The organism is Falsiporphyromonas endometrii (assembly GCF_042654485.1).
Lineage (GTDB): Bacteria > Bacteroidota > Bacteroidia > Bacteroidales > Porphyromonadaceae > Porphyromonas > Porphyromonas endometrii.
The window spans coordinates 1-25,133 of sequence record NZ_JBHSGO010000216.1; the positions used below are offsets into that span (position 1 = coordinate 1).

The 25,133-nt window shown below is 41.5% G+C and carries 24 protein-coding genes; 14 read left to right on the forward strand and 10 right to left on the reverse strand.

Going from position 1 to position 25,133, the window contains the following annotated elements:
• Nucleotides 1-452 precede the first annotated feature (452 nt).
• From ung to metK, 9 genes are all read right to left on the reverse strand, one after another.
• Complete coding sequence (ung, locus tag ACFO3G_RS09355) at nt 453-1,130, reverse strand: uracil-DNA glycosylase (RefSeq protein ID WP_380080219.1); 678 nt, start codon at nt 1,128-1,130, stop codon at nt 453-455.
• Nucleotides 1,127-1,570: a YraN family protein gene (locus tag ACFO3G_RS09360; protein WP_380080221.1), complete on the reverse strand. Its 444-nt coding sequence runs from the start codon at nt 1,568-1,570 to the stop codon at nt 1,127-1,129. The genes ung and ACFO3G_RS09360 overlap by 4 nt, the downstream gene beginning before the upstream one ends.
• Nucleotides 1,571-1,572: 2 nt before the next feature.
• Complete coding sequence (locus ACFO3G_RS09365; protein WP_380080223.1) at nt 1,573-2,523, reverse strand: GNAT family N-acetyltransferase; 951 nt, start codon at nt 2,521-2,523, stop codon at nt 1,573-1,575.
• Nucleotides 2,524-2,533: 10 nt separating this feature from the next.
• The gene (locus ACFO3G_RS09370) at nt 2,534-3,349 is read right to left on the reverse strand and encodes a 1-acyl-sn-glycerol-3-phosphate acyltransferase (RefSeq protein ID WP_380080225.1); all 816 of its coding nucleotides are present in this window, start codon (nt 3,347-3,349) and stop codon (nt 2,534-2,536) included.
• Between the two features lie 191 nt (nt 3,350-3,540).
• Nucleotides 3,541-4,923 carry an MATE family efflux transporter gene (locus ACFO3G_RS09375; protein WP_380080227.1) on the reverse strand — a complete coding sequence of 461 codons (1,383 nt, stop codon included), beginning with the start codon at nt 4,921-4,923 and terminating at the stop codon, nt 3,541-3,543.
• 139 nt (nt 4,924-5,062) lie between these two features.
• Nucleotides 5,063-6,220, reverse strand: coding sequence for an ATP-grasp domain-containing protein (locus tag ACFO3G_RS09380; protein WP_380080229.1), 1,158 nt, complete (start codon nt 6,218-6,220; stop codon nt 5,063-5,065).
• Between the two features lie 30 nt (nt 6,221-6,250).
• Entirely contained in the window at nt 6,251-6,898 is a 648-nt protein-coding gene (locus ACFO3G_RS09385; RefSeq protein ID WP_380080231.1) for a ribonuclease H1 domain-containing protein, read from the reverse strand.
• Complete coding sequence (locus tag ACFO3G_RS09390) at nt 6,898-7,962, reverse strand: tetratricopeptide repeat protein (protein WP_380080233.1); 1,065 nt, start codon at nt 7,960-7,962, stop codon at nt 6,898-6,900. Before ACFO3G_RS09390 ends, ACFO3G_RS09385 begins: the two co-directional genes overlap by 1 nt.
• Nucleotides 7,963-8,102: 140 nt before the next feature.
• A complete protein-coding gene (gene metK / locus ACFO3G_RS09395) occupies nt 8,103-9,401 on the reverse strand; it encodes a methionine adenosyltransferase (protein WP_380080235.1) in 1,299 nt (432 codons plus the stop codon).
• 324 nt (nt 9,402-9,725) lie between these two features.
• Here metK and ACFO3G_RS09400 point away from each other — a divergent pair, with 324 nt between their 5' ends.
• The 14 genes from ACFO3G_RS09400 (at nt 9,726) to ACFO3G_RS09465 (ending at nt 24,022) form a co-directional block, all read left to right on the forward strand.
• On the forward strand, nt 9,726-9,974 hold the full coding sequence (locus tag ACFO3G_RS09400; RefSeq protein ID WP_380080237.1) for a hypothetical protein: 249 nt from the start codon (nt 9,726-9,728) through the stop codon (nt 9,972-9,974).
• A 686-nt stretch (nt 9,975-10,660) separates the two neighbouring features.
• Complete coding sequence (gene tsaD, locus ACFO3G_RS09405; RefSeq protein ID WP_380080239.1) at nt 10,661-11,686, forward strand: tRNA (adenosine(37)-N6)-threonylcarbamoyltransferase complex transferase subunit TsaD; 1,026 nt, start codon at nt 10,661-10,663, stop codon at nt 11,684-11,686.
• Nucleotides 11,687-11,705: 19 nt separating this feature from the next.
• Nucleotides 11,706-12,227 (forward strand): CinA family protein, encoded by a 522-nt coding sequence (locus ACFO3G_RS09410; protein WP_380080241.1) that lies wholly within the window; start codon nt 11,706-11,708, stop codon nt 12,225-12,227.
• A 34-nt stretch (nt 12,228-12,261) separates the two neighbouring features.
• Nucleotides 12,262-13,704, forward strand: a complete 1,443-nt coding sequence (locus ACFO3G_RS09415; protein ID WP_380080243.1) for a PDZ domain-containing protein — start codon at nt 12,262-12,264, stop codon at nt 13,702-13,704.
• A gap of 7 nt (nt 13,705-13,711) precedes the next feature.
• Nucleotides 13,712-14,548 (forward strand): CvfB family protein, encoded by an 837-nt coding sequence (locus ACFO3G_RS09420; RefSeq protein ID WP_380080245.1) that lies wholly within the window; start codon nt 13,712-13,714, stop codon nt 14,546-14,548.
• 35 nt (nt 14,549-14,583) lie between these two features.
• Nucleotides 14,584-16,353: an aspartate--tRNA ligase gene (gene aspS / locus ACFO3G_RS09425; protein ID WP_380080321.1), complete on the forward strand. Its 1,770-nt coding sequence runs from the start codon at nt 14,584-14,586 to the stop codon at nt 16,351-16,353.
• 9 nt (nt 16,354-16,362) lie between these two features.
• Complete coding sequence (locus ACFO3G_RS09430; RefSeq protein ID WP_380080247.1) at nt 16,363-17,148, forward strand: Nif3-like dinuclear metal center hexameric protein; 786 nt, start codon at nt 16,363-16,365, stop codon at nt 17,146-17,148.
• 10 nt (nt 17,149-17,158) lie between these two features.
• Complete coding sequence (locus ACFO3G_RS09435; protein WP_380080249.1) at nt 17,159-17,986, forward strand: zinc ribbon domain-containing protein; 828 nt, start codon at nt 17,159-17,161, stop codon at nt 17,984-17,986.
• Nucleotides 17,987-18,220: 234 nt separating this feature from the next.
• Entirely contained in the window at nt 18,221-18,910 is a 690-nt protein-coding gene (locus ACFO3G_RS09440) for a hypothetical protein (RefSeq protein WP_380080251.1), read from the forward strand.
• 9 nt (nt 18,911-18,919) lie between these two features.
• Nucleotides 18,920-20,467, forward strand: coding sequence for a YifB family Mg chelatase-like AAA ATPase (locus tag ACFO3G_RS09445; protein ID WP_380080253.1), 1,548 nt, complete (start codon nt 18,920-18,922; stop codon nt 20,465-20,467).
• Nucleotides 20,468-20,599: 132 nt separating this feature from the next.
• Nucleotides 20,600-21,646, forward strand: a complete 1,047-nt coding sequence (gene ruvB, locus ACFO3G_RS09450) for a Holliday junction branch migration DNA helicase RuvB (RefSeq protein ID WP_380080255.1) — start codon at nt 20,600-20,602, stop codon at nt 21,644-21,646.
• A 216-nt stretch (nt 21,647-21,862) separates the two neighbouring features.
• Nucleotides 21,863-23,122 (forward strand): DEAD/DEAH box helicase, encoded by a 1,260-nt coding sequence (locus tag ACFO3G_RS09455; RefSeq protein ID WP_380080257.1) that lies wholly within the window; start codon nt 21,863-21,865, stop codon nt 23,120-23,122.
• Complete coding sequence (gene xseB / locus ACFO3G_RS09460) at nt 23,119-23,325, forward strand: exodeoxyribonuclease VII small subunit (protein ID WP_380080259.1); 207 nt, start codon at nt 23,119-23,121, stop codon at nt 23,323-23,325. The genes ACFO3G_RS09455 and xseB overlap by 4 nt, the downstream gene beginning before the upstream one ends.
• Before the next feature lie 19 nt (nt 23,326-23,344).
• Complete coding sequence (locus ACFO3G_RS09465) at nt 23,345-24,022, forward strand: 2-C-methyl-D-erythritol 4-phosphate cytidylyltransferase (RefSeq protein ID WP_380080261.1); 678 nt, start codon at nt 23,345-23,347, stop codon at nt 24,020-24,022.
• A 63-nt stretch (nt 24,023-24,085) separates the two neighbouring features.
• Here the strand turns inward: ACFO3G_RS09465 and ACFO3G_RS09470 are convergent, their stop codons facing one another.
• Nucleotides 24,086-25,021 carry a lipopolysaccharide kinase InaA family protein gene (locus ACFO3G_RS09470; protein WP_380080263.1) on the reverse strand — a complete coding sequence of 312 codons (936 nt, stop codon included), beginning with the start codon at nt 25,019-25,021 and terminating at the stop codon, nt 24,086-24,088.
• Nucleotides 25,022-25,133: the final 112 nt, after the last annotated feature.

Below are 25,133 nucleotides of genomic sequence, written 5' to 3' on the forward strand. Positions count from 1 at the left end.
CGAGTGCAAAGATAGAGCATTTATCCATTCCCCTCCAAATGTTTTGACAAAAAAGTTTTGTGAATGACTCGGTGATTATGGCTTAACTGCCTTTATCCTTGTCGGTTAGGCGTGGAAAATATTTTTTCTTGTCCTCGGGAACAAAATACAAATTAGGGGTGAAATGCCATATTAAGGGGAAAAAGGGAGTGGTCGGGTGTTCTTTATTTGAAGAAGGTCCTGATAGCGATTCCGGTCTTTATTGACGAAGGTAATTATTTCGGCTTTCTTCTTTTTGCACACATGCTTTCCTTATATATATAGGTGATATGGGGAGAGTTATAGGAACAAAAAAGCGAGTTCCAATCATCTGCATGATTAGAGCCCGCCTTGGAATACTCGAGATTGTTTTGGGAGGTTTTACAAACAGTCTCTTATTAAAGAAGCCATTTCACCAAGAAACCTTACCACTCCTACCAGTTGATAGGCTCTTTTCCCTGACTAATAAGATATTCATTGGCCTTGCTAAAGTGTTTGCATCCGAAGAACCCTCTATATGCAGCCAAAGGAGATGGATGTGGAGCTTTGAGTATTAGATGCTTCTTAGGATCAATCATTGCAGCTTTTTTGCCGGCATATGCTCCCCACAACAAAAAGACAATACCTGACCTTTCGGAAGCAAGTTTTTGAATAGCTGCATCTGTGAAGGTCTCCCACCCTTTGTTTTGATGCGACCCGGCCTCTTTCGCCTTGACTGTTAGTGTTGCATTGAGTAGTAGCACCCCTTGCCTGGCCCAATCTATAAGATGTCCTGTTTTCATTACGGAAGGTCTTCCGAGGTCAGAAAATATCTCTTGATAAATATTTCTCAAGCTTGGAGGAATAGGGCAATTATCCGGCACCGAAAAAGACAACCCCTCAGCCTGCCCTGCTTCATGATATGGATCTTGCCCCAGTATCACCACCTTCACCTTATCAAAAGGGCACTCATCAAAAGCCCTAAAAATAAGTTTTGCCGGTGGATAGATAGGCGTAGGTCCGGCATATTCCTCTCGAATGAAGTTTGTAAGTATATCGAAATATAGCTTAGAGAATTCATCTTTCAGAGCCTCTTTCCAACCGGCTTCTATTCTAACGAGATCTGGATTCATAATTTTCTTTTCTTAGATTGGTTCTTTATTCGGAAGCCCCCTCTGTTATAGGGTCTATTTCTCCGAAATGTATCTTTCATTATTGGGGGACAAAAAGCAGACTTCATATGTTTCAGGCTCCATTCCCCCTGGTCAAAAACGGCAGCTACTACATCATAGCGGACCTTCATTCTAAGTTTTCTTAGCTTAATGTAGGCATTCGCAGCATAAACAATGTTCCAGATTTTCTGTTCATCCACCGCCATATAAGTACTAAAAGGTGTATTGGCTGTACGGGTTTTCACTTCGACAAAGACCAGCATACGGTGATCTTGACATATTATATCTATCTCTTTATTACGATAGACCCAGTTACGCTCCAAGATAACATAGCCCTTCTCCTGTAGCATCCTGCAGGCCAACTCCTCGCCCTCAATCCCAAGTCTGTTGTGTAGTGCCAATGTTACTTTTTATAGGATTCTATATGTCTTTTCTTCTTTTCTTCCAGGATTTTGTCGATAGCTATAAATATCCCGGTCTCTTCCACTTCTCCAAAAGAGTGATTAACAGCCGTTCCAAAAACCTTCATCTCCGGAGACAGCCCCATATATGCATTAATAAGAGGAGGAATTGTGATACCTATCGCCCTAATAATACGATTGAGTTCTTTGAAGTCATCTTTGATCGAGTCGGACGAGAAGATGTCTTTGGCATCCGACTCACTAAGATCAATCTTCAGGGGTTCAATAGGTCTGATCAACCCCTCTTTATCTTCGAAATGCTTCTTAAGAAAAAAGAGTATTAGATTACGAGCCCTTCTATCATACTGGGGGTACATAGTTACCTTCCCATAGAAATACTTTAGATTTGGAAGCGTAATGGTCAAAGCCCCAATACCATCCCAAAGGTTGTCCAAAGCGAAAATTGCTTTAGCCCCCTTAGCTGTCGATTGATAAGCCAACGTTACAAATGACCTTCCCAACTCTACCGTATAAGGGAGATAGTCTTGTACAAAGTTGTCACTAAAGTGAAACATATCCGCAGTAGCAAGTCGTGGCTGACCGGATTCGTCCATCTCCACCTCAGACCCATGCTTAAATCTATATCCTCCAATAATAGCTTTGTCAATTGGATCCCAGACGATAAGCTGATAGTAAGCATGCTCTCCCAAATCATACTCATCTATATCCAAGGCCTTACCGGTACCACCGCCATGAAATCTAAAAGCCTCTTCACGAAGTCTGCCAAGTTCTTTCATGGTATTTGGAGCTTCATCGCCTTTGAAGATATAAATCTCATTGCCGCCACGATTGGTGTGACGAAGCAATCTGTCCGAAGTTAGCTCCGGCTCAATTAAAGCCACATCAATAGGCTCATGAATAGGGAGAGGTTGATTACTATCTGTATTACACATCGTCATAAAGTTATTTCTTCTTTAGAGTATAAACAAGTTTGCGTATTGCTTGAGCAATCTCTTTTGGAGTCTTGCCATAAGAATCTATTTCACAAGGCATGATTGGCTTGCCAACATAAACATCAAAACGCTTATGCTTGACTCCGAACATCTCATGAGGCAAAAGGGCCATACCCACATTAAGCTTTATGCCAAACCATTTTCGAACAAGCTCAATATTGTAAAAAAGATTGGAGTTTTTCCCATCAAAGAATAGAGGGACAATGGGACGATCATACTCTATTGCCTGTTTGACAAAACTCTTTGCCCAGGGAAGATCCTGTATCTTACCATCTATTTTTCTCGAACATATGCCTGCCGGAAAGCTCACAAGTGGTATGTTGCTCTGAAGTGTTTGATCAAGCATCCTAACCGAATCCTTGGATTGTCGTCCAAACTTATTGACAGGAATGAAGATGGGTCTCAGAGGCTCCAAATTATAAAGCAAGTCGTTTACTACATACCTCACATCTCCATAATGTGTACCAACCAAATGAGAAATGGTAATGCCATCATAAGCGCCCAAAGGATGATTGCAAACGAATATACATCTGCCGGAGTCAGGCAAATTTTGAGGATTGATCCATTCAGACCTTACATCGAAATAACTCATCAACGCTTTCACGAAAGCAAGACCGGACAAATGTCCATAATTAGAAAGGATATAATTGATTTCGTCTTGATGGATAAGTTTTTCGAGTAGACGTACTACCACTCTTGGAGCAGTCTTACCACTCTTTTGCCTAATTATCTCACCAATATGTATTGACTGAACATCTTCCTTCATAATCTAAACATGTATGACATCCTAATACATAGGAGTACTTACACCAAAAAGAGACTGTCACCGACAACAGGCTCGTACACTAAGGCAAAGTTAATACATGTATCCCAAAATTTATACTTTGATGACATTCTAATGTAGATATAAGGTATGAAACTGCATTATTTTGCACAGTTGCAACAATTTCTCAAATGTCATTGACCTTTTTGAAGGATATTGGCAGCTTCTGCCCTGAGAAGAGATCTCCGCAACCTAAATGCCCAAATGGCTGCACCGGTACCCTTCATCATGGTACTTATGGCTATTGCCCACCAGATAAAATCCAATCCAAGCCCCAAGCCTACAAAATATATTGCCATCGGAATCCTCAAATAGTTTCCGGTGATACTGATAATTGCAGGTGGCACACTCTTACCAACACCATAAAACAACCCTTGAGTTGCAATCTCACACATCTGAAAAAGTTGAGAATACCCAATAATGCGCAAATAACTTCCGCCTGCAATGTATGCCATTTTCTCAGGGACAATCAACCCAAACAGGTTTGTTCCCCAGAAGACAAACAGCAATGTTCCAAACACACCAAATATGGAGGTATATAGCAATGTATATTTGTAGGCATCAAGCACTCTTCTATACTTTCGAGCGGCAAAATTTTGCGCTACCACACTCGACAGAGCTGTGGCAAATCCCTGAGATGTATTCCAGGTAATAGCTTCCAACTGTCCTCCTGTTGTAAGCGTGGCAACACCTATATGGCTTGCAAACCCACTCTGCACAGCAGCAGCTGAAGCTTCCCTTCCCATAAAGATATTGACAAAAACAAAGAGAGAATTAAGGACAGCCACCGGCAGTCCAATGCTCAATATCTTCTTGGAATATTTCCATTTGAGACTTGTAAAGAGGGCAATACCACCAAAAAGATGGTCCTTATATTTGAGTCGATACACAAAGAGTGCGAGCACCAAGGTCTGAGACAGCAAGGTTGCCCATGCAGCTCCCTCCACCCCCATCTTAAAGACAAAAATGAGTAAAGGGTCCAGAATCATATTGAGTACAAGGCCTACAGCTGATATTTGGAAGGGGATCTTACTCAATCCGGAAGCGTTGTATATGCCGCTGATGGCAAGAGAAGCAAAGAGAGAAGGCAAACCAAAAAGAACAATCCTTAAGTAATTGACCGCCACATCCTCGACCTCTTTAGGCAAGAGATAGAAACCAAATATATTCCTTCCAAATATTGCATAAATAATGGCCAAAGTAACAGAGATATAGAGCGACATGGTGATATTGTGAGAGGCGTATGTGGCTGCCATCTTCTTATCTTCAAGACCAAGGCTCTGCCCTACTGTCACCTCGCTACCTGTTTTATTGACATTCGAAATCGAGTTGGCAAGCCAAAGCAAAACCGAAGCCACACCTACGGAGGCCACAGCCTCTGACCCCAAACGCCCAAGCCAAGCCATATCGGTAAACGAATAAGCCATCTGAATGAAAGAAGTACCCATGATCGGCAATGCTATGCCGACCAACTGTTTCCTGATATTACCTGTTGTTAGATTTTTAGCCTGTGCCAAGTTTACTCTTCTATATAAATATGAAACATATACCTATCCAAAGGGGTAATCCCTCTTTGAGGGTGCAAAAGTACGATTATTATACGAACCCAAAAGATGCCTTAGACAGAAGACATCCAACAGGTCAATGTATAAGGGGCTAAATAATTTCTATATAAGCACTAAAACTGCGATTAGACAGGTTGCTGCCAATATTTAGACGGCCTCTCTTCAGTCTTCCGCTATCATCAAACTCGGGATCCAAATTGTCAAAAATACCCGGTGCAACAACAAAAGAGGCTTTGCATCCTTTGGCAATTAATCGATTATATAACTCAATAGCAAGATATCCCATCGTCTTTCTCAAGTTGATTTCGACAGCCGGATAACACGATAGATTGCCCTTTTCATCGTAGTATATAAGGGCGTCAATACCTAAATATCCTTCATAATACGGGGCAATATGCTCTTGAATAAAATCTTTGGATACATCCAAGATCTTATCACCCGAGCATTTGGGTAACCCATAGAATAGACTATCCTTTATTTGTTCTTGCGACATAAGGATATTGCCTGTATAACTTCCTCCTTGAGTAGTCTTAAAATACGAATAACCCAAAAAGCAACATTTCCCGTCCACAATCTTCCATTCCGTCGCAAAGTCTTGTTTTATAGGCAACCTCTTCTCCACCATAAGAGAAGATCCACGCTTCAATAGGTTCGATAATAAGGTCTCATCTTCCGCTCTCAAAGGATAATCAAAAGGGAAGACACCTCTTCCGGATGATGAGAATGGGATCTTAGCAATCAATTTGTGCCCCAAAAGCTCAACAATATGCGGCAAGTCGTCAAGAGATTCTATTTCTTGTGCTGTCAGATATTCAGGCAAATGCAATCTTTGACTAAGGTAAGACATCAATCGAGCGGCGGTTCTTCTATGTACAAGCTCTTTGAGATGCGACGGTCGTTCGGAATACTTTACCTGCCCAAATACTTTGGATATGGTACGCACAAAAGTTTGTTGCGCACAAAGTTGAGGTGCCCAAAAATCCAATTCGATTGGCAGGACAGAGTGTAAAGAAGGATTGGGAAGATAAGTTCCATTGACAAAATCCCTTGCAGTGATATCACACCCAAGGTACAAGGGCTCTTTATCTCCCGGGACATATACAACATCACTGGGATTTCCCAAGACACGCAACATTGGGGATAAATCTTCCATCATCCTTTGCACTAAGCGAGGAGGAGTATAACTGCTCATAGCAGGAAGATGCCAAGTTTCCTCACTACCGGGATTGAAAATAAACACTTTGGACATGGCAATAGCTACAAATACATCAAAAGCTTGTTACTTTCTTCCAAAGTCTGCCGGTATCTCCAACCATTGCTCCGTTTTCCACTTCAAGATCTTGTTGGGGTATGTATTTGCTTGAAGCCACTTCTCCGCTCTTTGTATAAGTTCGAAGATTACTTCATTCTCTTCAGTCTTCAAAAGAAGAGTGTTGCACTTCTTCTTTCGTACCCATGCCATACCGGTTTTGCTATCAGAATATATAGGAAGGGTCCACCCTTTTTGTTTACACAAAGCCAAAGCATGTACAATCGCTAAAAACTCCCCAATATTGTTGGTACCCTTCTTAAGTGGACCGATATGGAAGATTTGCTCTTTACTCTTTGTATATACACCTCGATACTCCATATCACCGGGATTGCCGCTACAAGCTGCATCTACAGAGATACTCTCCCAAATAGGGAAATCTGTCACCTGCGCTTCGCCGGGTCCGGGACTATCGCCATCAAAATCCATTCGTTTTGCCGGCCTTGGCGCATTGTAGTATCCGGCATCGAAAGCCTCCTGAGCCTCCTGTGGTGTAGGATAAGAGCGATACTTACACCCCGGGAAGCCATCCACCTGAGCCTTACAATCGAGCCAAGTGTCATACACACCGGGATGATGACCTTCCCAAACGACATACCATTTTCTTTTTGCCGCCATCAGAAGATCCCCCCGGCATATAGATTGTCGAAATTTACTTTTTGGTCTGTTGCCTCTTGCAGTTTAGACAATATTTCATTTAGCTCTGCAACTTTATCTTCATTGCCTTCTTCTTTGTACAATTCGATAAGGGCTTCAAGATAATCTTTGTTGGGCATCTCGGGATCGTTTACATCCTCCAGCAGTTCAATCGCCTCTGTTGTATCTCCTTTGGCACGATAAACTTTGGCCATACCCAAATGAGCATCAATAGAGAATGGGTCAAGGTCCAAAACACTTTGATAAAGGTTGAGAGCAGCGTCCAAATCTTCCCGACAAAAAGCCAAACGAGCTTTCATGATAGGTACATATTCCTCATCCGGCATCAACTCCTCAGCAAAATCCAAACTCTTGACAGCAGCATCAAAGCGTTTTAGAGCTATCTCCATTCTACCCTTCAAGAGAAAGAGTCCACCCGCCTTGGGATAATCCTTTATGAGTGTTTCTACAAGATCCACAGCCTCCTCTGTGCGACCCAATCCATCAAGAGCTTTAGCCTTGCATCTTGTAAATTCCAAATAGGTAATATCCTCCTCGCCCTCTTGGGAAGAAGCGTTGTCCGGCAAATCAGAAACATCATCTGATGAACATTCCCTTGAGACCTCGCCCAATGCCATCTCGGCATCCTTCAAAGCTTGCTCATAGGCCCCTTCTTCCAAACATTTTGTACATCTTCTATGAAGTGAAGGCAGGTGCGTCGGCTCTTCGTCCAACAGCAAATTGAGCTGTGTCATAGCCTCATCTTTTGCTCCGGCTGCAAAAAGCGTATCCATATAATAGTATCGGGTCTCAAACTGTGGACGCATCTCCAACGATTTGGCAAAAGCTGAAAGAGCAAATTGGTATTCATGCATCCTCGAAGCTCTGATTGCATCAAACTTCAATGTATCTGCTTGAAGTTCTCTGACTTTGTCATCTCTATTATCCTCTATCGGCTGTATATCTTCTTGAACCGACCGGATATGATCAAGCTCCGGCTTAGCTTCCTTTTTGGAAGAGCCAAAGAGTTTTTTCAATATTCCCATTTTTATAACGCTAATTTTAGTATTTCTTTGAAACCTCACACAAAAGGACAAAAAAAGCTCTCGACGAAGAGGTTAGACTCTTGGTCGAAAGCTCATTGTTGCTTCTTGACGTTCGGTACGAATGCTAACCGACCGTAAAGTTAGTGAATTCCAAACTCTTTCTTTATTCTATCCACATAATCAAGTTTCTCCCAACTAAAGAGCTCTACCTCCATATCAAACGGATCTCTATGGAAACTTTCGAAATGCTTGGTCACCTTCTTGGGATCTCGTCCAAAGTGACCATAAGCAGCCGTCTCTTCATATATAGGTTGTCGAAGATTGAGTCTCTGCTCAATACCATAAGGGGTCAAGTCAAAAATTGATGCAATCTTCTTGGCAATCTCTGCATCAGACATTTCAACATGACTTCTACCATATGTACGGACATAAATACTTATTGGCTCAGCCACACCAATGGCATAACTCAGCTGCACGAGCATCTCATCAGCCACACCTGCAGCAACCATATTTTTAGCTATGTGGCGAGCTGCATAGCAGGCCGAACGGTCTACCTTCGAAGGGTCCTTGCCGGAGAAAGCTCCACCACCATGAGAAGCCTTACCTCCATAGGTATCTACAATTATCTTGCGCCCCGTAAGACCTGTATCACCATAAGGACCTCCGATAACAAATTTACCTGTTGGATTGACCAGCAACTTAAAGTTATCCGTAAAAAGTTTAGCCAAACCAATCTCTTCATAATATTCCTTCACTCGAGGAATCAGATACTTGCGTATATCTTTTGCTATGCGGTCATGCATCGCACTATCTGCACAATCTTGAGCCTCTTTTGTTTCACTCTCAGGCAAGATAAACTCATCGTGTTGTGTGCTGATAACTATTGTATCAATACGAAGGGGCTCCCCATTGTCAGAATATTCAATTGTTACCTGACTTTTGGCATCCGGACGAAGATAGGGCATTGGGCTATCTTTCATCCTACGAATATCCGCCAGTTCGACCAAAAGCGCATGAGCTAAATCTATGGGCAAAGGCATATAATTGGAAGTCTCTTTTGTGGCATATCCAAACATAATACCTTGGTCACCGGCTCCCTGCTTCATACGATCTTCACGATCTACACCACGATTGATATCATCGCTCTGTCCATGTATAGAATTAAGAATACCACAACTATTGCCATCGAAGCGATACTCGTTTTTAGTATATCCTATTCGATTGATTACCCTACGTGCCGTAGTATCAACATCCACATATACATTACTATTGATTTCTCCCGCTAAAACAACCTGACCGGTAGTTACCAAAGTTTCACAAGCAACCTTACTATCAGGGTCCAAAGCCATAAACTGGTCTAAAATTGCATCCGAAATCTGATCGGCAACCTTATCTGGATGCCCCTCGGATACAGATTCTGACGTAAATAAATAACTCATATCGTTATGTTATTAATAAACTAACCATGATCAAGACGCAAACACGAACTGCCTCGATCATCAAATATCATAATAAGTTATTGTGGAGACTGACTGCAACAGCGACAGAGGGTCGCATTGCTTTGTCGATGTAGGACAAAGGTTTAGCATTTTTTCGCGTGGTTGCAAGCTTCACAAATCCTTCCACGTTTGCGCTGCAAAGGTAGAAATATTTCTTAGAATACAAAACAGAAAAACCAAAAGAGATGACATTAAACAACAAGCAATCCAGTTGCATATAACGCACTCTTTTAGTACCTTAGCATATAAATAAGAACAAAAACCATGGAGATAATCATATTACTTACCCTATTTTTGATTGGTATGATGCTTGGCGGATGGAGCCTCCAAGCAGGTAAGATATGTGTCTTCGGATCAGAGGAGATGGCCATACACACAACCTTCAAAAGAAACCGGGCTGTGAAGCTCGCAACAAAAGGCCTCCGTTTGTTAAATATTGTTGCCTCACACAGTACTCTAAAAGGGGCTCAAACAACCCTTATTTATACCGATATTCATACATTTTGGGGTTAGGGGAATCTGACCCTATACGCACTTTGCCCGTTTTATTAGTACGAAACGGGCTTTTTTATGCGCTATTTTAACAAAATAGCTCGCGCAAGAAGCAATCCGTTCTCGCGCGACTTTCAATCTGATCTCGCGCGACCTTGACATGCAAAGTCGCCCTACTTCGGGTGCAACCTCGCGCGAATATAGGTTCAAGGTAGCGCGAGAATGGATTGCAAGTCGCGCGACCTTACAAAAAAGGCGGCCTGAAGTGGATTTTTAAGCCGCCAAATTGTCCATAAAAAGTAGCTTATACATCTATTAACATTTATATAGGACGGTTTCGTACTATCTATTTTGTGTTATGAGAAGAATGAGCCCGTTTTTACGTCAAAAATGGCAATTTTTCAATCCATAAAAGGCTTGGATTATTAACATAATTTATCTAAAAAGAAGCTTATTGAGAGGGGTTAGAATGACAATATTTGCCTTCCGAAAAAAGATATTTTAGGCAAAAAAATAGTTTATGTAAGCTCTGTTTGCTTATCATTTGAAATAATCTTTTGGCACAAATAAATCTTAAGATACTCTTTAGTTAGCCTTTTATTTTGTTATTTTGCTAATGATATTGGATATTAGGTATCTTTTGCGTTCTTCCATAAGGAATTATTACTCACTTGAAGAGGCACAAATGATACAGAAGAATTAAATATATGAATACAGAACCAATCATATTAGGAATTGAAAGCTCATGCGATGACACGTCGGCAGCTGTTGTTTGCGGGCGCAAATTGCTGAGCAATGTCATAGCTTCACAGGCTGTCCATTCTGCATACGGTGGTGTCGTTCCCGAATTGGCATCGCGAGCACACCAACAAAATATTGTACCCGTGGTTAGTGAAGCTATTAAAAGAGCCGGTATCACTAAGTCGGACATTGATGCCATAGGCTTTACCCGTGGACCGGGATTGCTTGGATCTCTTCTCGTTGGCAATGGATTTGCCAAGGGATTGAGTATGTCTATTGGTGCGCCACTTGTAGAGGTCAATCACCTTCATGCACACGTATTGGCCCACTTCTTATATGAAGAGGGGGAAGAGGATCATGCGCCCGAATTTCCATACTTATGCTTGTTGGTCTCAGGCGGCAATTCACAAATCCTCGTTGTCAAATCTCCCTTCGACATGGAATGTATCGGCCAAACGATTGACGATGCTGCAGGAGAAGCCTTCGACAAATGTGCCAAAGTAATGGGACTTGGATATCCGGGCGGTCCTATTGTCAACAAGCTTGCAAACATAGGTAACGCCAAAGCATTCACCTTTGCCAAACCCAATGTGCCCGGCTATGACTACAGTTTCAGCGGACTTAAAACAAGTTTTTTGTACACGCTCCGCGATGAGCTCGAGAAGGATGCCAACTTCATAGAAGACAACAAGGCCGATCTTTGTGCCTCACTACAAAGTACGGTGATAGATATATTGATGAAGAAACTTCGAAAGGCAAGTAAAGATCTCGGTATCAAAAGAGTAGCAGTAGCCGGTGGGGTATCTGCCAATACAGGACTGCGTGCTGCGTTTGAAGATCATCGAGACAGATATGGATGGAACATTTTTATCCCCAAGTTTGCCTACACTACCGACAATGCGGCCATGGTAGCTGTAACAGCTCAGTTTAAGTACCTTGCCGGAGAAACTTGTCCTCTCAATCTACCTCCTTTTGCAAGAGTAACAGTGTGATATAATCAGCTTATAACAAATGAGCAACAACCCTTTGAAGTCTACAAACATTATGGGTATCGAAACAATCATACAAGAAATAGCCACAATCCTTACCAATCGCAAAGAGACACTTTGCACAGCAGAGAGCTGTACAGGTGGTATGTTGGCGGCCGCATTTACCTCCATACCCGGAGCATCCGAATACTTCAAAGGAGGCATCATCTCATATACCTATGATGTCAAAAACAACCTTCTTGGAGTCCCATTGGAGGATCTTGAGAAGTATGGAGCTGTAAGGTCTGAGGTAGCCCTTCAGATGGCAGTCGGAGCCAAAGAACAGATGCAATCTACATATTCCATCTCCACCACAGGAGTGGCAGGACCGGGGGGAGGAAGCCCCGATACACCGGTTGGCAGTGTGTGGGTAGGCTTGACTTCACCCAACGAGACTTATACAAAATTACTTCACCTGAGTGGAGACAGAAAGCAAATTATCAATTCTGCCAGGGAGGAAGCAATCCGGCTATTTAGAGATTTACTTAATCGGACAAATCACTAACTCTCTTCTTTAATTGTCAAAACAAATAATAAATATGAAACGAAATCACCTCTTAATTATTGGAGCAACACTACTTCTCTTTTTATCGTCAACGATAAACCTGTTGCACGCTCAAACATCTTCAGATATGATTTGCCGAATTGGTATGCAATATCAAATTAGCAAAAATAAATCTTGGGGACTCAATAGACCTGTCATCATTACGGTAGAACCCGGAACTCCCGCAGCTAATGCCGGACTTATGCCCGGTGATATTATCGAAAAGATCAACGATATGTCGACAGATGCTATGACTGAATCTCAAATCAACCGTATCATCAAAACACAATCTGACAATATCCTTTTGCAAGTGAGCAATTTTAGCCGAAAGAACAAGCCTGTCATCCTTAAAAGATCTTGCAAATCGCGCTATGTCTTTAATGAAAATGACTTAGCTTCTGCCTTTGCATTTTATAGCTTGGAAGACGAGTGTGAAAGAAAACTTGTCTACCCTTTCTATACAAAATTTGATCCCAAATTTTCACTCGAGAAGATTCATACTTTTGCTTTTGCCGCTTCCAAAGACCAAACAACTGCGACAATTGATAAAGATATCTACAATATCATAGCGGAAGATCTCACCAAAAAAGGGCTCAAAGAGGACAGCTTTAATCCGGATATTGTGATTGATTGTTTCTACTCGATGACAAAAAACAAAGAGCACAACAACGATTACTCTTCTGAAATTCCAAAAAATACATTTAGATATAGTTTTGATGAGCATAAAATGGTGTCTACACCTTTCTTGCCTGTAGGAGCACCCAAGATGGCAGCCAACTATACTCTGACCTTAGGCATACGCATTCTGGATGCAAAGAATACAGATCTTTTACTTTGGCAATCAGAGGCCGAAGAGCTTCTCTCCAAAGCAATGAGCATTCCTCAATATGCCAAGCTATCGATACCTATGATGCTCATGCAATTCCCATTTGTACGTTACAAAGTCAATCCGGTGTTTCTAATTGCACAACACAGACACTATTATACAGGTATCAATTACAACATTGCCGATCCCTCGGTTGTGGCAAGTGTCGATCCCAACTCTCCGGCTTCTGAAGCAGGTATTGCCGAAAATGACCACATCCTGAGTATAAATGGTCAAGAACTGAAGCAAAATACTGCCACCAGTTTATCTGAAGATTACAAAAAGTTTATCGATGCCACCCTCAAGTATCGCGATCCATTAACTTCTTTTACAGATGCCAGAGGTGTCGAAAGATGCAGATATTGGGATACAAGATATTACAATAAGATTGCCAAGTTGTTTGGCTCAACCAATAAGTATATTACACCTTTTGCCTATATCTTTGGATTTAGACCCTATGTCAATAGAGACCATATTACTTCTATCGTATTTGAAGTCAACAACAGAGACGGCAAAAGAAGTATTATAGTACCTCCTGTCCTTGTAGAAAATTCTTATGTGACACTTTATTAATGATTCAATGAGCAATTACCCTCCCTACCTGGGACATAAACAACAATTTAAAGTCAATAGGCTTACCGAAATTGGAGCTTATATTGATGGTGGCGACACCGAAATACTTGTTCCCGTCAAGTATCTGCCGCAAGGTATTAGGCCCGACGATATGTTGGATGTCTTCATCTACCATGACAATGAAGGAAGGCTGATCGGGACAACCCTTTCACCCCTCATTGAAGTTGGAGAAGTGGCAGCCCTCAACTGCGTCAGTGTAACCAACCATGGAGCATTTATGGAATGGGGCATTCAAAGAGACCTTTTTGTACCTTTTGCAGAGCAAAGCGATGAAATCGTTGAAGGTCGCAAATATTTGGTATATGCCTACATCGATGAGGTAAGCGGCAAAGTGGTTGGATCGACCAAACTGTCAAAGCACCTTGGCAATCTGCCACCACAGTACAATCCCGGAGATAAAGTTTCGGGGGTCGTCTATGGCAGAAACGACTTTGGATATCGAGTAGTCGTAGATAATAAGCATTGGGGGATGATTTATTACAGTGAAGATGCGGTCAACTATCATCATGGAGATCGCGTCGAACTATATGTTGTACGACTTAGAGAAGATGGCCGGATAGACCTCTCCATCAAGCCGGTTGGACTAAAAAGAATCACCAACAGTGCCGATAAACTGCTCGACCTACTCAAAAATAAAAAGAGACTCCCCATAGGAGACAAAAGCGATCCGCAAGAGATTCGCAAGCAAACCGGACTCAGCAAAAAGGCTTTCAAGATGGCTGCGGGTATTCTTTACAAAGAACGCCTAATCAAAATTGGACCTGACAGCATCGAGTTGGTATGAAAAGAATAACTTTGAAGTATAGAAATTTGAATAATATGTATAGAAGCAAAACATGTGGCGAACTTCGCCTCAGCAATGTTAATGAAGAGGTTACCCTGTCAGGATGGGTACAGAGAAGTCGTAAGATGGGCGGTATGACCTTTGTTGACATCAGAGATCGATATGGCATTACGCAACTTGTATTCAGCTCTGACAATTCATCCGAAGAGATGCTTACTCAAGCAGAGCATCTTGGTAGAGAGTTTGTAATTCAAGTAAAGGGTACGGTAGTGGAGAGACAAAACAAAAACACTCAAATACCTACCGGAGAGATTGAGATTATGGTCAAAGAACTCGTTATCCTCAATCGCTCAGAGACTCCCCCCTTTACCATTGAAGATGAGACTGACGGAGGTGATGATCTTCGCATGAAATATCGCTATCTTGACATTCGCCGAAACGCAGTAAAGAACAACCTTATACTTAGACACAAAATGTGCCTTGAGGTTAGACATTATTTGGATAGCCTGGGCTTTATCGAAATAGAGACTCCGGTACTTATCAAATCTACTCCTGAAGGTGCCAGAGACTTTGTCGTTCCTTCCCGCATGAACCAAGGACAGTTTTATGCCCTTCCTCAATCTCCTCAGACATTTAAGCAGCTACTAATGGTAGCCGGAATGGATAGATACTTTCAGATTGTCAAGTGCTTTAGAGATGAGGACCTAAGAGCAGACCGTCAACCCGAATTTACACAGATAGACTGCGAGATGAGTTTTGTGGAGCAAGAGGATGTGATCAGCACATTTGAAGGTATGGCCAGACATATCTTTAAGAAACTCCGCAATATAGACCTTCCGGAGAAGTTTGAACGCATATCTTGGCACGATGCAATGAGATATTATGGCAGCGACAAACCGGATCTAAGATTTGGTATGAGGTTCTGCGAAGTAATGGACATTATGCAAGGTCATGGATTTGGTGTCTTCGACAATGCTGCCTATGTAGGAGGTATCGTTGCTGAGGGTGCGGCAAAGTTTACCCGCAAGGAGATTGACTCTCTTACTGACTATGTCAAACGTCCACAAGTCGGAGCAAAAGGGCTTGTCTATGCGCGCATCAATGAAGATGGATCGGTAAAAAGCTCCGTAGACAAATTCTATCAACAAGATGTTCTTCAAGCATTGGCATCTAAGATGGGAGCAAAAGCAGGTGACCTAATACTTCTAATTAGTGGTGATGACGCCATGAAATGTAGAAAACAGCTCGGTGAACTTCGTTTGGAGGTTGCTCGCCGATTGGGACTTATGGATAAGGATAACTTTGCATGTCTCTGGGTTGTGGACTTCCCTCTTCTCGAATGGGATGAAGAGACCCAAAGATATTATGCTATGCATCACCCATTCACCTCTCCTAAACCGGAAGATATTCCTCTACTTGACACAAAACCCGGAGAAGTGCGTGCCAATGCCTATGATATGGTTATCAACGGTGTTGAGGTTGGCGGAGGATCTATCAGAATCCACGACAGCAAACTTCAGCAAAAAATGTTTGAAGTGCTTGGCTTCACTCCCGAAAAAGCAGAAGAGCAATTTGGCTTCTTGATGAATGCCTTCAAATATGGAGCTCCTCCTCATGGTGGTATTGCCTATGGTCTTGACAGATGGGTATCGCTCTTAGCCGGACTGGACTCCATCAGAGACTGCATAGCATTCCCAAAAAACAATTCGGGACGCGATGTCATGATCGATGCTCCATCTCAGTTGGATGATCTTCAATTGGACGAGCTTGCACTTAAGGTGATTGCTTCAGAAGAAAACAAGTAACACGAAACAATGATTCTTAAAGAAATTATATCTGCTCTTGAGGAGGCGTTTCCTCTGAATAGACAAGAAAACTTTGACAACTCGGGGCTTCAGATAGGAGACCCCGAAGTCGAGGTTTCAGGAGCTTTGCTGGCAATTGATATAGATGAAAAGGTGTTGAGCGAGGCCAAAGGAAAAGGCCTTAACCTTGTAATAACTCACCACCCTCTGCTCTTTCATCCGGCCAAGCGGATTACACCCTCTTCTTATATAGAACGATGTATCACCTATGCTATTCGTCACGAGATAGCGATTTATGCTGCACATACCAATGCGGACAATTCGTTGCCGGGACTCAATACAATGATGGCAGATATAATAGGTATGGAAAAATGTATCCCTCTTCAACCACGACAAGAAGACAAAAGTCAGGGTGGCGGACTAATCGGAAACTTAAAAGAAAAGGTTTCAATCGGATCCTTCCTTAGAAACCTCAAGCAAATCCTCCCTGCACAAAGGATCTGCTACAGCAAATGCAATCCGGAGCAGTTGATACAAACTGTGGCCATGTGTACGGGTTCCGGAGCTTTTATGTATTCCATAGCCAAGGAATTGGATGCAGATATTTTCATTACCGGAGAGGCTAAGTACAACGATTTTTATGATGCTCAAGATGGACCAACACTTATTACAGCGGGCCATTTCGAGACAGAATGGTTTTCTGTAAAACTATTCAAGTCGATTATTTCAAGCAAATTACCTAACTTTGCATGTCAAATAAGTGAGCAGATGAGTAATCCTGTAAATTATCTATAAATTTAAGCAGATGGTTAAAGACATAAATAAAAAAGCAGAGGGTGCTGAAAAGCCTGAACAGACAGTTGAAGACAAACTGAAAGCGCTGGCTCTACTACAAGAGACCCTCTCAGATATTGACAGAATCAAGAAGTTAAGAGGAGAGCTACCCCTCGAAGTACAGGATTTGGAAGATGAGATCGAAGGGAAAGAGACTCGTCTTGCAAACTTCACAGCAGACAATAAAACTTTGTCTCAAGCTGTAGCTGCAGAGAAAATCAAGATGGCCAAATCCAAAGAGCTTATCGAAAAGTACAAAGCTCAGTTGGATATGGTTAGAAACAACAAGGAGTTTGACAACTTGCAGAAGGAGATCGAATTCCAAGAACTTGAGGTTAAGCACTCTGAAAAGAAAATCAAAGAAGCAAATGCACAAATTAGTGCTCGCAAGGTAGAGATTTCCGATCTTAAACTTCATATCGAAGGAAGAAAAGAAGACCTTAAGAATAAGAAAGGAGAATTGGACGGCATCATCGCTGAGACTCGCCAAGAAGAGGAAGAGCTTCGCGAAAAAGCAAAAAGCCTACAAGAAAATATCGAGCCAAGACTTCTTAACGCATTTAAGAGGATCAGAGAAGGTGCTCACAATGGATTGGCCCTTGTACCGGTAGACAGAGATGCTTGTGGTGGTTGCTTCAACAGTATACCTCCTCAAAGACTTCTGGAAATCAGGCTACACAAAAAGATCGTTGTATGCGAATATTGCGGAAGGATTATTGTGGACCCAGTACTGACTACAGATGGCGAGCCAATGAAACCAATGAACGACGAAGAAAAGAAAACAAGAAGGAAGAAGTAAAGACAACCTTCAAACAAATATTCCAAAAGGGGATGTGTCCACACCAAATTATAAGACACATCCCCTTTTTATCCATTAACATATCCTTAAATCCCCAATAACCTCAAGCCTTCAATATCCCTTATTCGCTTTCTCTCCCTTAATTCGTTACTTTTGTATACAGAATTAGGAGCTATTTTGAATTTATTTCGAAACAGAGTCCAAATCAAAAGCAAACATTATCATAATGGTCCAATGAAGAAAATACTTTTCTCAATGATTGGTTTATTCCTCGTGGTAGGAATAGTTTCTTGTAAAAAGAACACCAATCCTAAGCTTGATATATCCATTAACAAGTTGACAGACCCCACCCTTTGCATCAGTTATGTTGGAGATAGTGTAACTTACAATGACACCCTAAAGATTGAAGGAACAAAGTTTCAAAAGACATTGTATCCGGACACAGCTCTTTACAAACAAGTCGTCGTATCTTTCAACAAAAACCAAGGCTTTGTTTTCTATGTATTGGATAAAGAAGGAGTCTGGGTCAAGAAGAAAAATATTGCCGATAGCAAAGCCACAAAGAGCCTATGGGAAAATACTTTGGACAATGTTTTCTTCTTAAGCAACATCGATAAAGAAGAACATGCGTTTGCAGACTCTACTCAAGCTCGATTGCTGGTCTGCTTTCCAAATCAAAAAGCAGACTCTACTATATTGAATAAGCTCAAGGCTGATACAACCGGCTTATTTATTTGCGTATTGACCCCGGTTGACAGTATTGCCGAGAAGACAGGCAAAGCCTTCAAGATACCCAAAGGACGTACATACTCGGATTGGTCCGGTCAAATTACTGATGAAATAATAACTCCCTTTCATATAAATCATTTGCCGGCGCTGGTCTCTATCGACAGTGTGCGTCGTGTCAAGCGTACTTATATTTAAGGAGATTATATGTTGGTAAAGACTTATGCAGCAGCATTACAAAGTATTCATGCAGAGATAGTAACTATAGAGGTTAATGTTAACGAAGGAACTTGGTTTCAACTCGTTGGACTACCGGACGCAGCTATACGAGAAAGCCATGAACGCATTAAGTCTGCAATAGAGATTGCCGGGTATGAAATGCCTTGTAGCAATGTCGTTATCAACATGAGTCCGGCAGACTTAAGAAAAGAGGGAGCTGCCTACGACCTTCCATTAGCAGTTGGATTGCTGGCAGCAGATGAGCAACTGCCTTATGAAAAGCTAAATGAGATTATGATGATGGGAGAGTTGGGACTGGATGGCAAACTCAAACCAATCAAAGGAGCTCTTCCAATAGCTATGCTGGCTCAAAAGGAGGGTTACAAATCACTGATTATACCAAGAGAGAATGCACGAGAGGCTGCTGTCGTAAAAGGGCTCAAAGTTTATGCCGGAGATAATCTCAAAGAGATATGCAACTTCCTCGCGACAGGAGAAGAGCCGGAAATTATCGAGATAGATACAGATCAAGAATTGCACATCCAACAAGAGCAGATAGAGGCTGACTTCTCCGATGTAAGAGGACAAGAGAATGTCAAAAGAGCCCTCGAAGTTGCAGCAGCAGGTGGTCACAATGTCCTGATGATTGGAAGTCCCGGAAGTGGAAAATCAATGATGGCCAAACGAATGCCGGGCATACTACCCCCATTAAGCATGGAGGAGTCTTTGGAAACGACCATGATATATAGCGTAAGTGGAAAGCTCAAAGCAAATACAACCTTAATGACCAAAAGACCATTTAGATCTCCACATCATACCGTCTCTCCCGTGGCACTCGTCGGGGGCGGGACACATCCCAAACCCGGAGAAATAAGCCTTGCTCACAATGGAGTCTTATTTTTAGATGAATTAGCTGAATATAATAGAGCCGTTTTGGAGGTGATGAGACAGCCCTTGGAAGATCGAAAAATCACTATTGCAAGAGCCAAATATACCGTAGACTACCCCGCATCCTTCATGATGGTGGCAGCAATGAATCCATGCCCTTGCGGATACTACAACCACCCTACACGAGAATGTACATGCCCTCAGTACAAAATACAGAGATACCTCAGCAAGATATCAGGGCCACTCCTGGACCGAATAGATATACAGGTAGAGATTGTACCGGTGCCCTTTGAGGAAATATCAGATACAGAGCCTGCAGAAAGCAGCAAAAAAATTAGACAAAGAGTGGTAAATGCAAGGAAAATACAACAAGAAAGATTTAAAAACGCCAAACATGTTCATTGCAATGCACAAATGACACCCGCTCAGATCAGGAAGTTCGTTCGTCCGGACGAAGAAGGTTTAGAAAGACTCAAACAGGCTATGGATCGCTTTGGTATATCAGCAAGAGCATATGACCGAATACTTCGCGTAGCACGAACAATTGCTGACCTCGAAGACTCGATAGACGTAACCTCAAAACATATCGCCGAAGCAATCAGCTATCGCAACCTCGATCGTAAAACTTGGGGACAAAAGGCATTCTAAAAGAAATACTGTTGTTATTGGCATATCAAAAGCTATAATCTATAATTGACTTAGCTAAAGATGAGCAAAAAAGCTTCAAACAATCATTGTCTATTCGTCAAAACCGATGTGATATAGCTATCTTTGTTGTTGATGAAGACAGATTTTGATATACACAATCAAGAAACTCCGATCAATATTGATGATCAGGATATAGACAAAGCTCTGCGCCCAAAAACTTTCGAAAGTTTTAATGGGCAAGACAAAGTTGTAGACAATTTGTCTGTCTTTGTCAAAGCAGCCAAATTGCGCAAAGAAGCTCTTGATCATGTGCTTTTGTATGGTCCTCCCGGACTTGGCAAGACGACTCTTTCCAATATCATCGCAAACGAATTGGGAGTTGAGATGAAGATTAGTTCGGGACCTGTGTTAGAAAAACCGGGAGACTTAGCCGGGCTGCTAACATCCCTTGAGCCCAATGAGGTGCTGTTTATTGATGAGATTCACAGGTTATCCCCGGTTGTAGAAGAATATCTTTACTCCGCAATGGAGGACTATCGAATAGATATTATGTTGGACAAAGGACCTTCGGCAAGATCTATTCAAATTGAACTAAGTCCGTTTACCCTAATCGGAGCTACTACCAGAAGTGGTCTTTTGACAGCTCCTTTAAGAGCGAGGTTCGGGATTAACCTACACCTCGAATATTACGATGTGGACACCATCACATCCATCATCGAACGATCAGCGAACATTTTACAAGTTCCATGCGAAACAAAAGCGGCTCATGAGATTGCAAGAAGAAGCAGAGGGACACCTCGTATAGCTAATGCATTGTTAAGGAGGGTAAGAGATTTTGCCCAAGTAAAAGGGAATGGATCTATTGACCTTGATATTGCTAATTATTCTTTGGAGGCCCTCAACATTGATACGTTTGGATTGGATCGAACAGACAATAAAATCCTGACAACAATGATAGACAAATTTGATGGAGGGCCTGTCGGATTATCGACCATTGCAACAGCTATCGGTGAGGATCCGGGCACGTTGGAGGAGGTTTTCGAGCCATTCTTGATTCAACAAGGATTTATCAAACGGACGCCAAGAGGAAGAGAGGTGACAACATTGGCCTACCAACATCTGGGAAAGACTCCAAAATCTTTTCCTCAAGAACTATTTCCGGATTTTGAAAACGAATAAAACAGGCCTAATGTATCTCATTATGAAAAGAGGGTTGGTAGAGATAATCTCAACCCCATTCAATCACAAGTTTTCCAATCCTACAAGATCTTCTTACATATATGAGAAAAGACCAATGTGCTAACTAATAAAACATTTATATTCAATGCTATATCTAAAGATGATTAGTTTAGTAAAGCCATTTGGTCATGAATTTTAGAACGACAAAGTTTATTTATGAGATTTGACGAATTTAACTTGTGCAATGAAGTACTGGATGGTTTAGATGCCATGAACTTCGAAAAAGCGACACCTATTCAAGAGGTTGCAATTCCTGCAATCTTGGATGGTGAAGACATCCTGGCTTGTGCACAAACTGGAACCGGAAAGACGGCAGCATACGTATTGCCGGTCATCAGCCAACTACAAGAAGGAAACTATCCACATAATGCGGTCAATGCAGTTATCATGACACCAACACGTGAATTAGCTCAGCAGATTGACCAACAAATTGAGGGATTCTCCTATTTCCTGGATATCTCAGCAGTTCCAATCTATGGAGGTACAGATGGTATTGTATGGGAGCAACAAAAGAGAGGTATGGAAATGGGCGCTGATATCTTGATTGCAACCCCCGGACGACTTCTTTCACATCTAAATATGCTTTCTGCCGATCTGTCTCAAGTATCATTCTTTATTTTAGATGAAGCAGACAGAATGTTAGACATGGGGTTTTATGACGATATCATGCAGGTATTTAAGGAGCTTCCAAAAACTTGCCAGATACTTATGTTTTCGGCAACCATGCCGGATAAGATTAAACAGTTAGCTCAAAACATTCTTAAGAAACCTCGTATGATAGAGCTTTCTGTAAGCAAGCCACCCGAAAGCATTATGCAAACGGCGTGTATATGTTATGAGAACCAAAAGATGCCAATCCTTCTGGATCTGTTTACTTCTCAAAAGCCCAATAGAACACTTATCTTCTCAAAATCAAAACAAAAAGTAAAAGATCTGACCCTTATGCTAAAAAGGAAAGGGTTTAATGCCGGCGAAATGCATGCAGATTTGGACCAAGATCAAAGGGAACAGGTCATTCGAGACTTTAGAAATGACAAAATTGACGTATTAGTAGCAACAGACATTGTAGCTCGTGGCATTGACATTGACAACATTGGAGTAGTCATTAACTATGATTTGCCAAATGACCCGGAAGACTATGTTCACCGGATTGGTCGAACAGCGAGGAACAACGAATCCGGACTATCCATTACCTTTGTCAACGAAAAAGAACACAGAGACTTCAAAGTCATTGAAGATTTCCTGGAAAAAGAACTTTACCGATTGCCAATCCCTCATGAGATTGGACCCGGTCCGGAGTATAACCCAAATGCAAATCATTTTAGAAGAGGTCGCACTACCGGCAAAGGAAAACATAATCAAGGGAAAAACAGGAAAGGTAAAAGAACCAACTTTAGAAAGAACAAAAAGAAATGAAATCAGACGAAATTAAGAAGATGACCTACTCCCAAGCTATGGAAAGATTGGAAGAGATCATACAAAAGATCGAGCATGAAAGCCCGGATGTCGATGAGTTGACAAAACTTGTTGCAGAAGCTGTGGAGTTAGTCAAATTTAGCAAAGAAAAACTGACCACGGCAGATAAGAAACTTGAAGAATTGATTGCAAAACTCGACTAACCAAGTTCTCATAAGAAAGATGAATAGGACTAAGAAATATGGTATAATATTGGCTGGTGGGAAGGGGCTAAGAATGGGTAAAGACCTTCCAAAACAATTCCTTCAAGTAAAAGGAAGAATGATACTCAGTCGAACCTTAGATGCAATGGCACAAGTTTGCGACCACCTAATCTTAGTCCTACCTCAAAATCATATTGCATTGTGGAAAGAACTATCCCAAAAAGAAAGCCGATTAGTTCCGACACACTCCATTACTATCGGTGGAGAGACTCGCTTTCACTCTGTAAGAAATGGGCTGGAGATGGTTGAAGAGAACAGCCTGGTAGCAATCCACGATGGTGTCAGGCCTTATGTCACAGAAGAGACAATCAGAATATCTTTTGAAGCTGCTTTACGATTTGGAGCTGCGATACCGGTACTCCCGGTTACAGAAAGTTTGAGGCTTGTAAAGTCTGAAACTGAAAATGAAGCTGTAAATCGCAATCTTTACTATACTGTCCAAACTCCACAATGCTTTGAATCAGACAGAATAAAAAAGGCATATCAAACACCCTATAAAGAAACATTTACAGACGATGCCGCTGTATACGAGCATTTGTATGGCAAAAATACAATCAAATTAGTGGAAGGAAACTGGGAAAACATCAAAATAACCCGACCAAATGATCTACTCTTTATCCCGGAATTTATCGATTAGAAAGATATTTCAATTTATAGTTGAAGAGGTTATTCCAAAACAAACTCACAACATTGGCTATTACTACTCATAAGACTCCGTTCTTAGTATAGCCCCTCTGATATCACCACATTTAATATATCTGAAGTAAAGATTTCTTTCTGCTTGATACAGTGATTGTGATCCCAACAACTTCCTCAAACATCTTGTCAAACGATATTTATAAATAAAGAACCGCACATTCTTTAACCCCTCTTTCTTAAGTTGACGCCTCGCAAAAGAAAAGGCCTTACGGCTAAAAAATGCGTCAGAATATTTTTGAATCCTCTTTATGGCATGCTGCGGATCAAACCCTCTTTCAATAGCATAATACTCTGCCAATAAGTTCGTCACCTCATAAGAATCAGATATACGAGCCAAATTTTGGTACGACATCTCTTCATTCAATGGAGAATCGAAAAACTTCATTCGATTGAGATCGACCAAAAAGAAATGTCCTCTAACACAATTAGATTTAAGGATATTACCTGGGGACAAATCAATATGTAAAACACCTTTTAGATGAAGAGTCACTATAAAGTGCACGACCATCTTCAATAACTCCGGATCATGCAGACTCCCATCCATAAGGCTCCTAATATCCTCTGTATCATCTAATTTCTCAGATAAATAATAACTCTTGGAAAGTAGACCTCCGGAATATTCAATAGCAGCACCTATCGGTTGTGGATTGTCAATATGAAGCTGGTACAATCTCAAGCTGTTACGAAAACTTCTAATTGCCTTTGAAGGTCGTATGAAAGTATAAACAATACGCTGAACAAAAATGGGGACCTTAAAAGATTTGATTACATATTCCACCTGATCAATTTGAAGAGAATAAAGTTTATTTCTTTTGTCATATATAAGAGTGACTCCGTCCGGTATGTTATCTTCACTAATTGAGCGAACCAAACCAACAGCAGCTTTTAAGATCTTACGATTGTGATCTCCTTCAGCAAAGTATTTTAATATCCCCATATCGATAAATATATTAATTCACAAAGATACAACAACCAATCTGAAACATAATTGAGGAAACATAAGTAAAAACAATCTGTACATTTTAAACCTTTCCCCTCAAATTGAATCA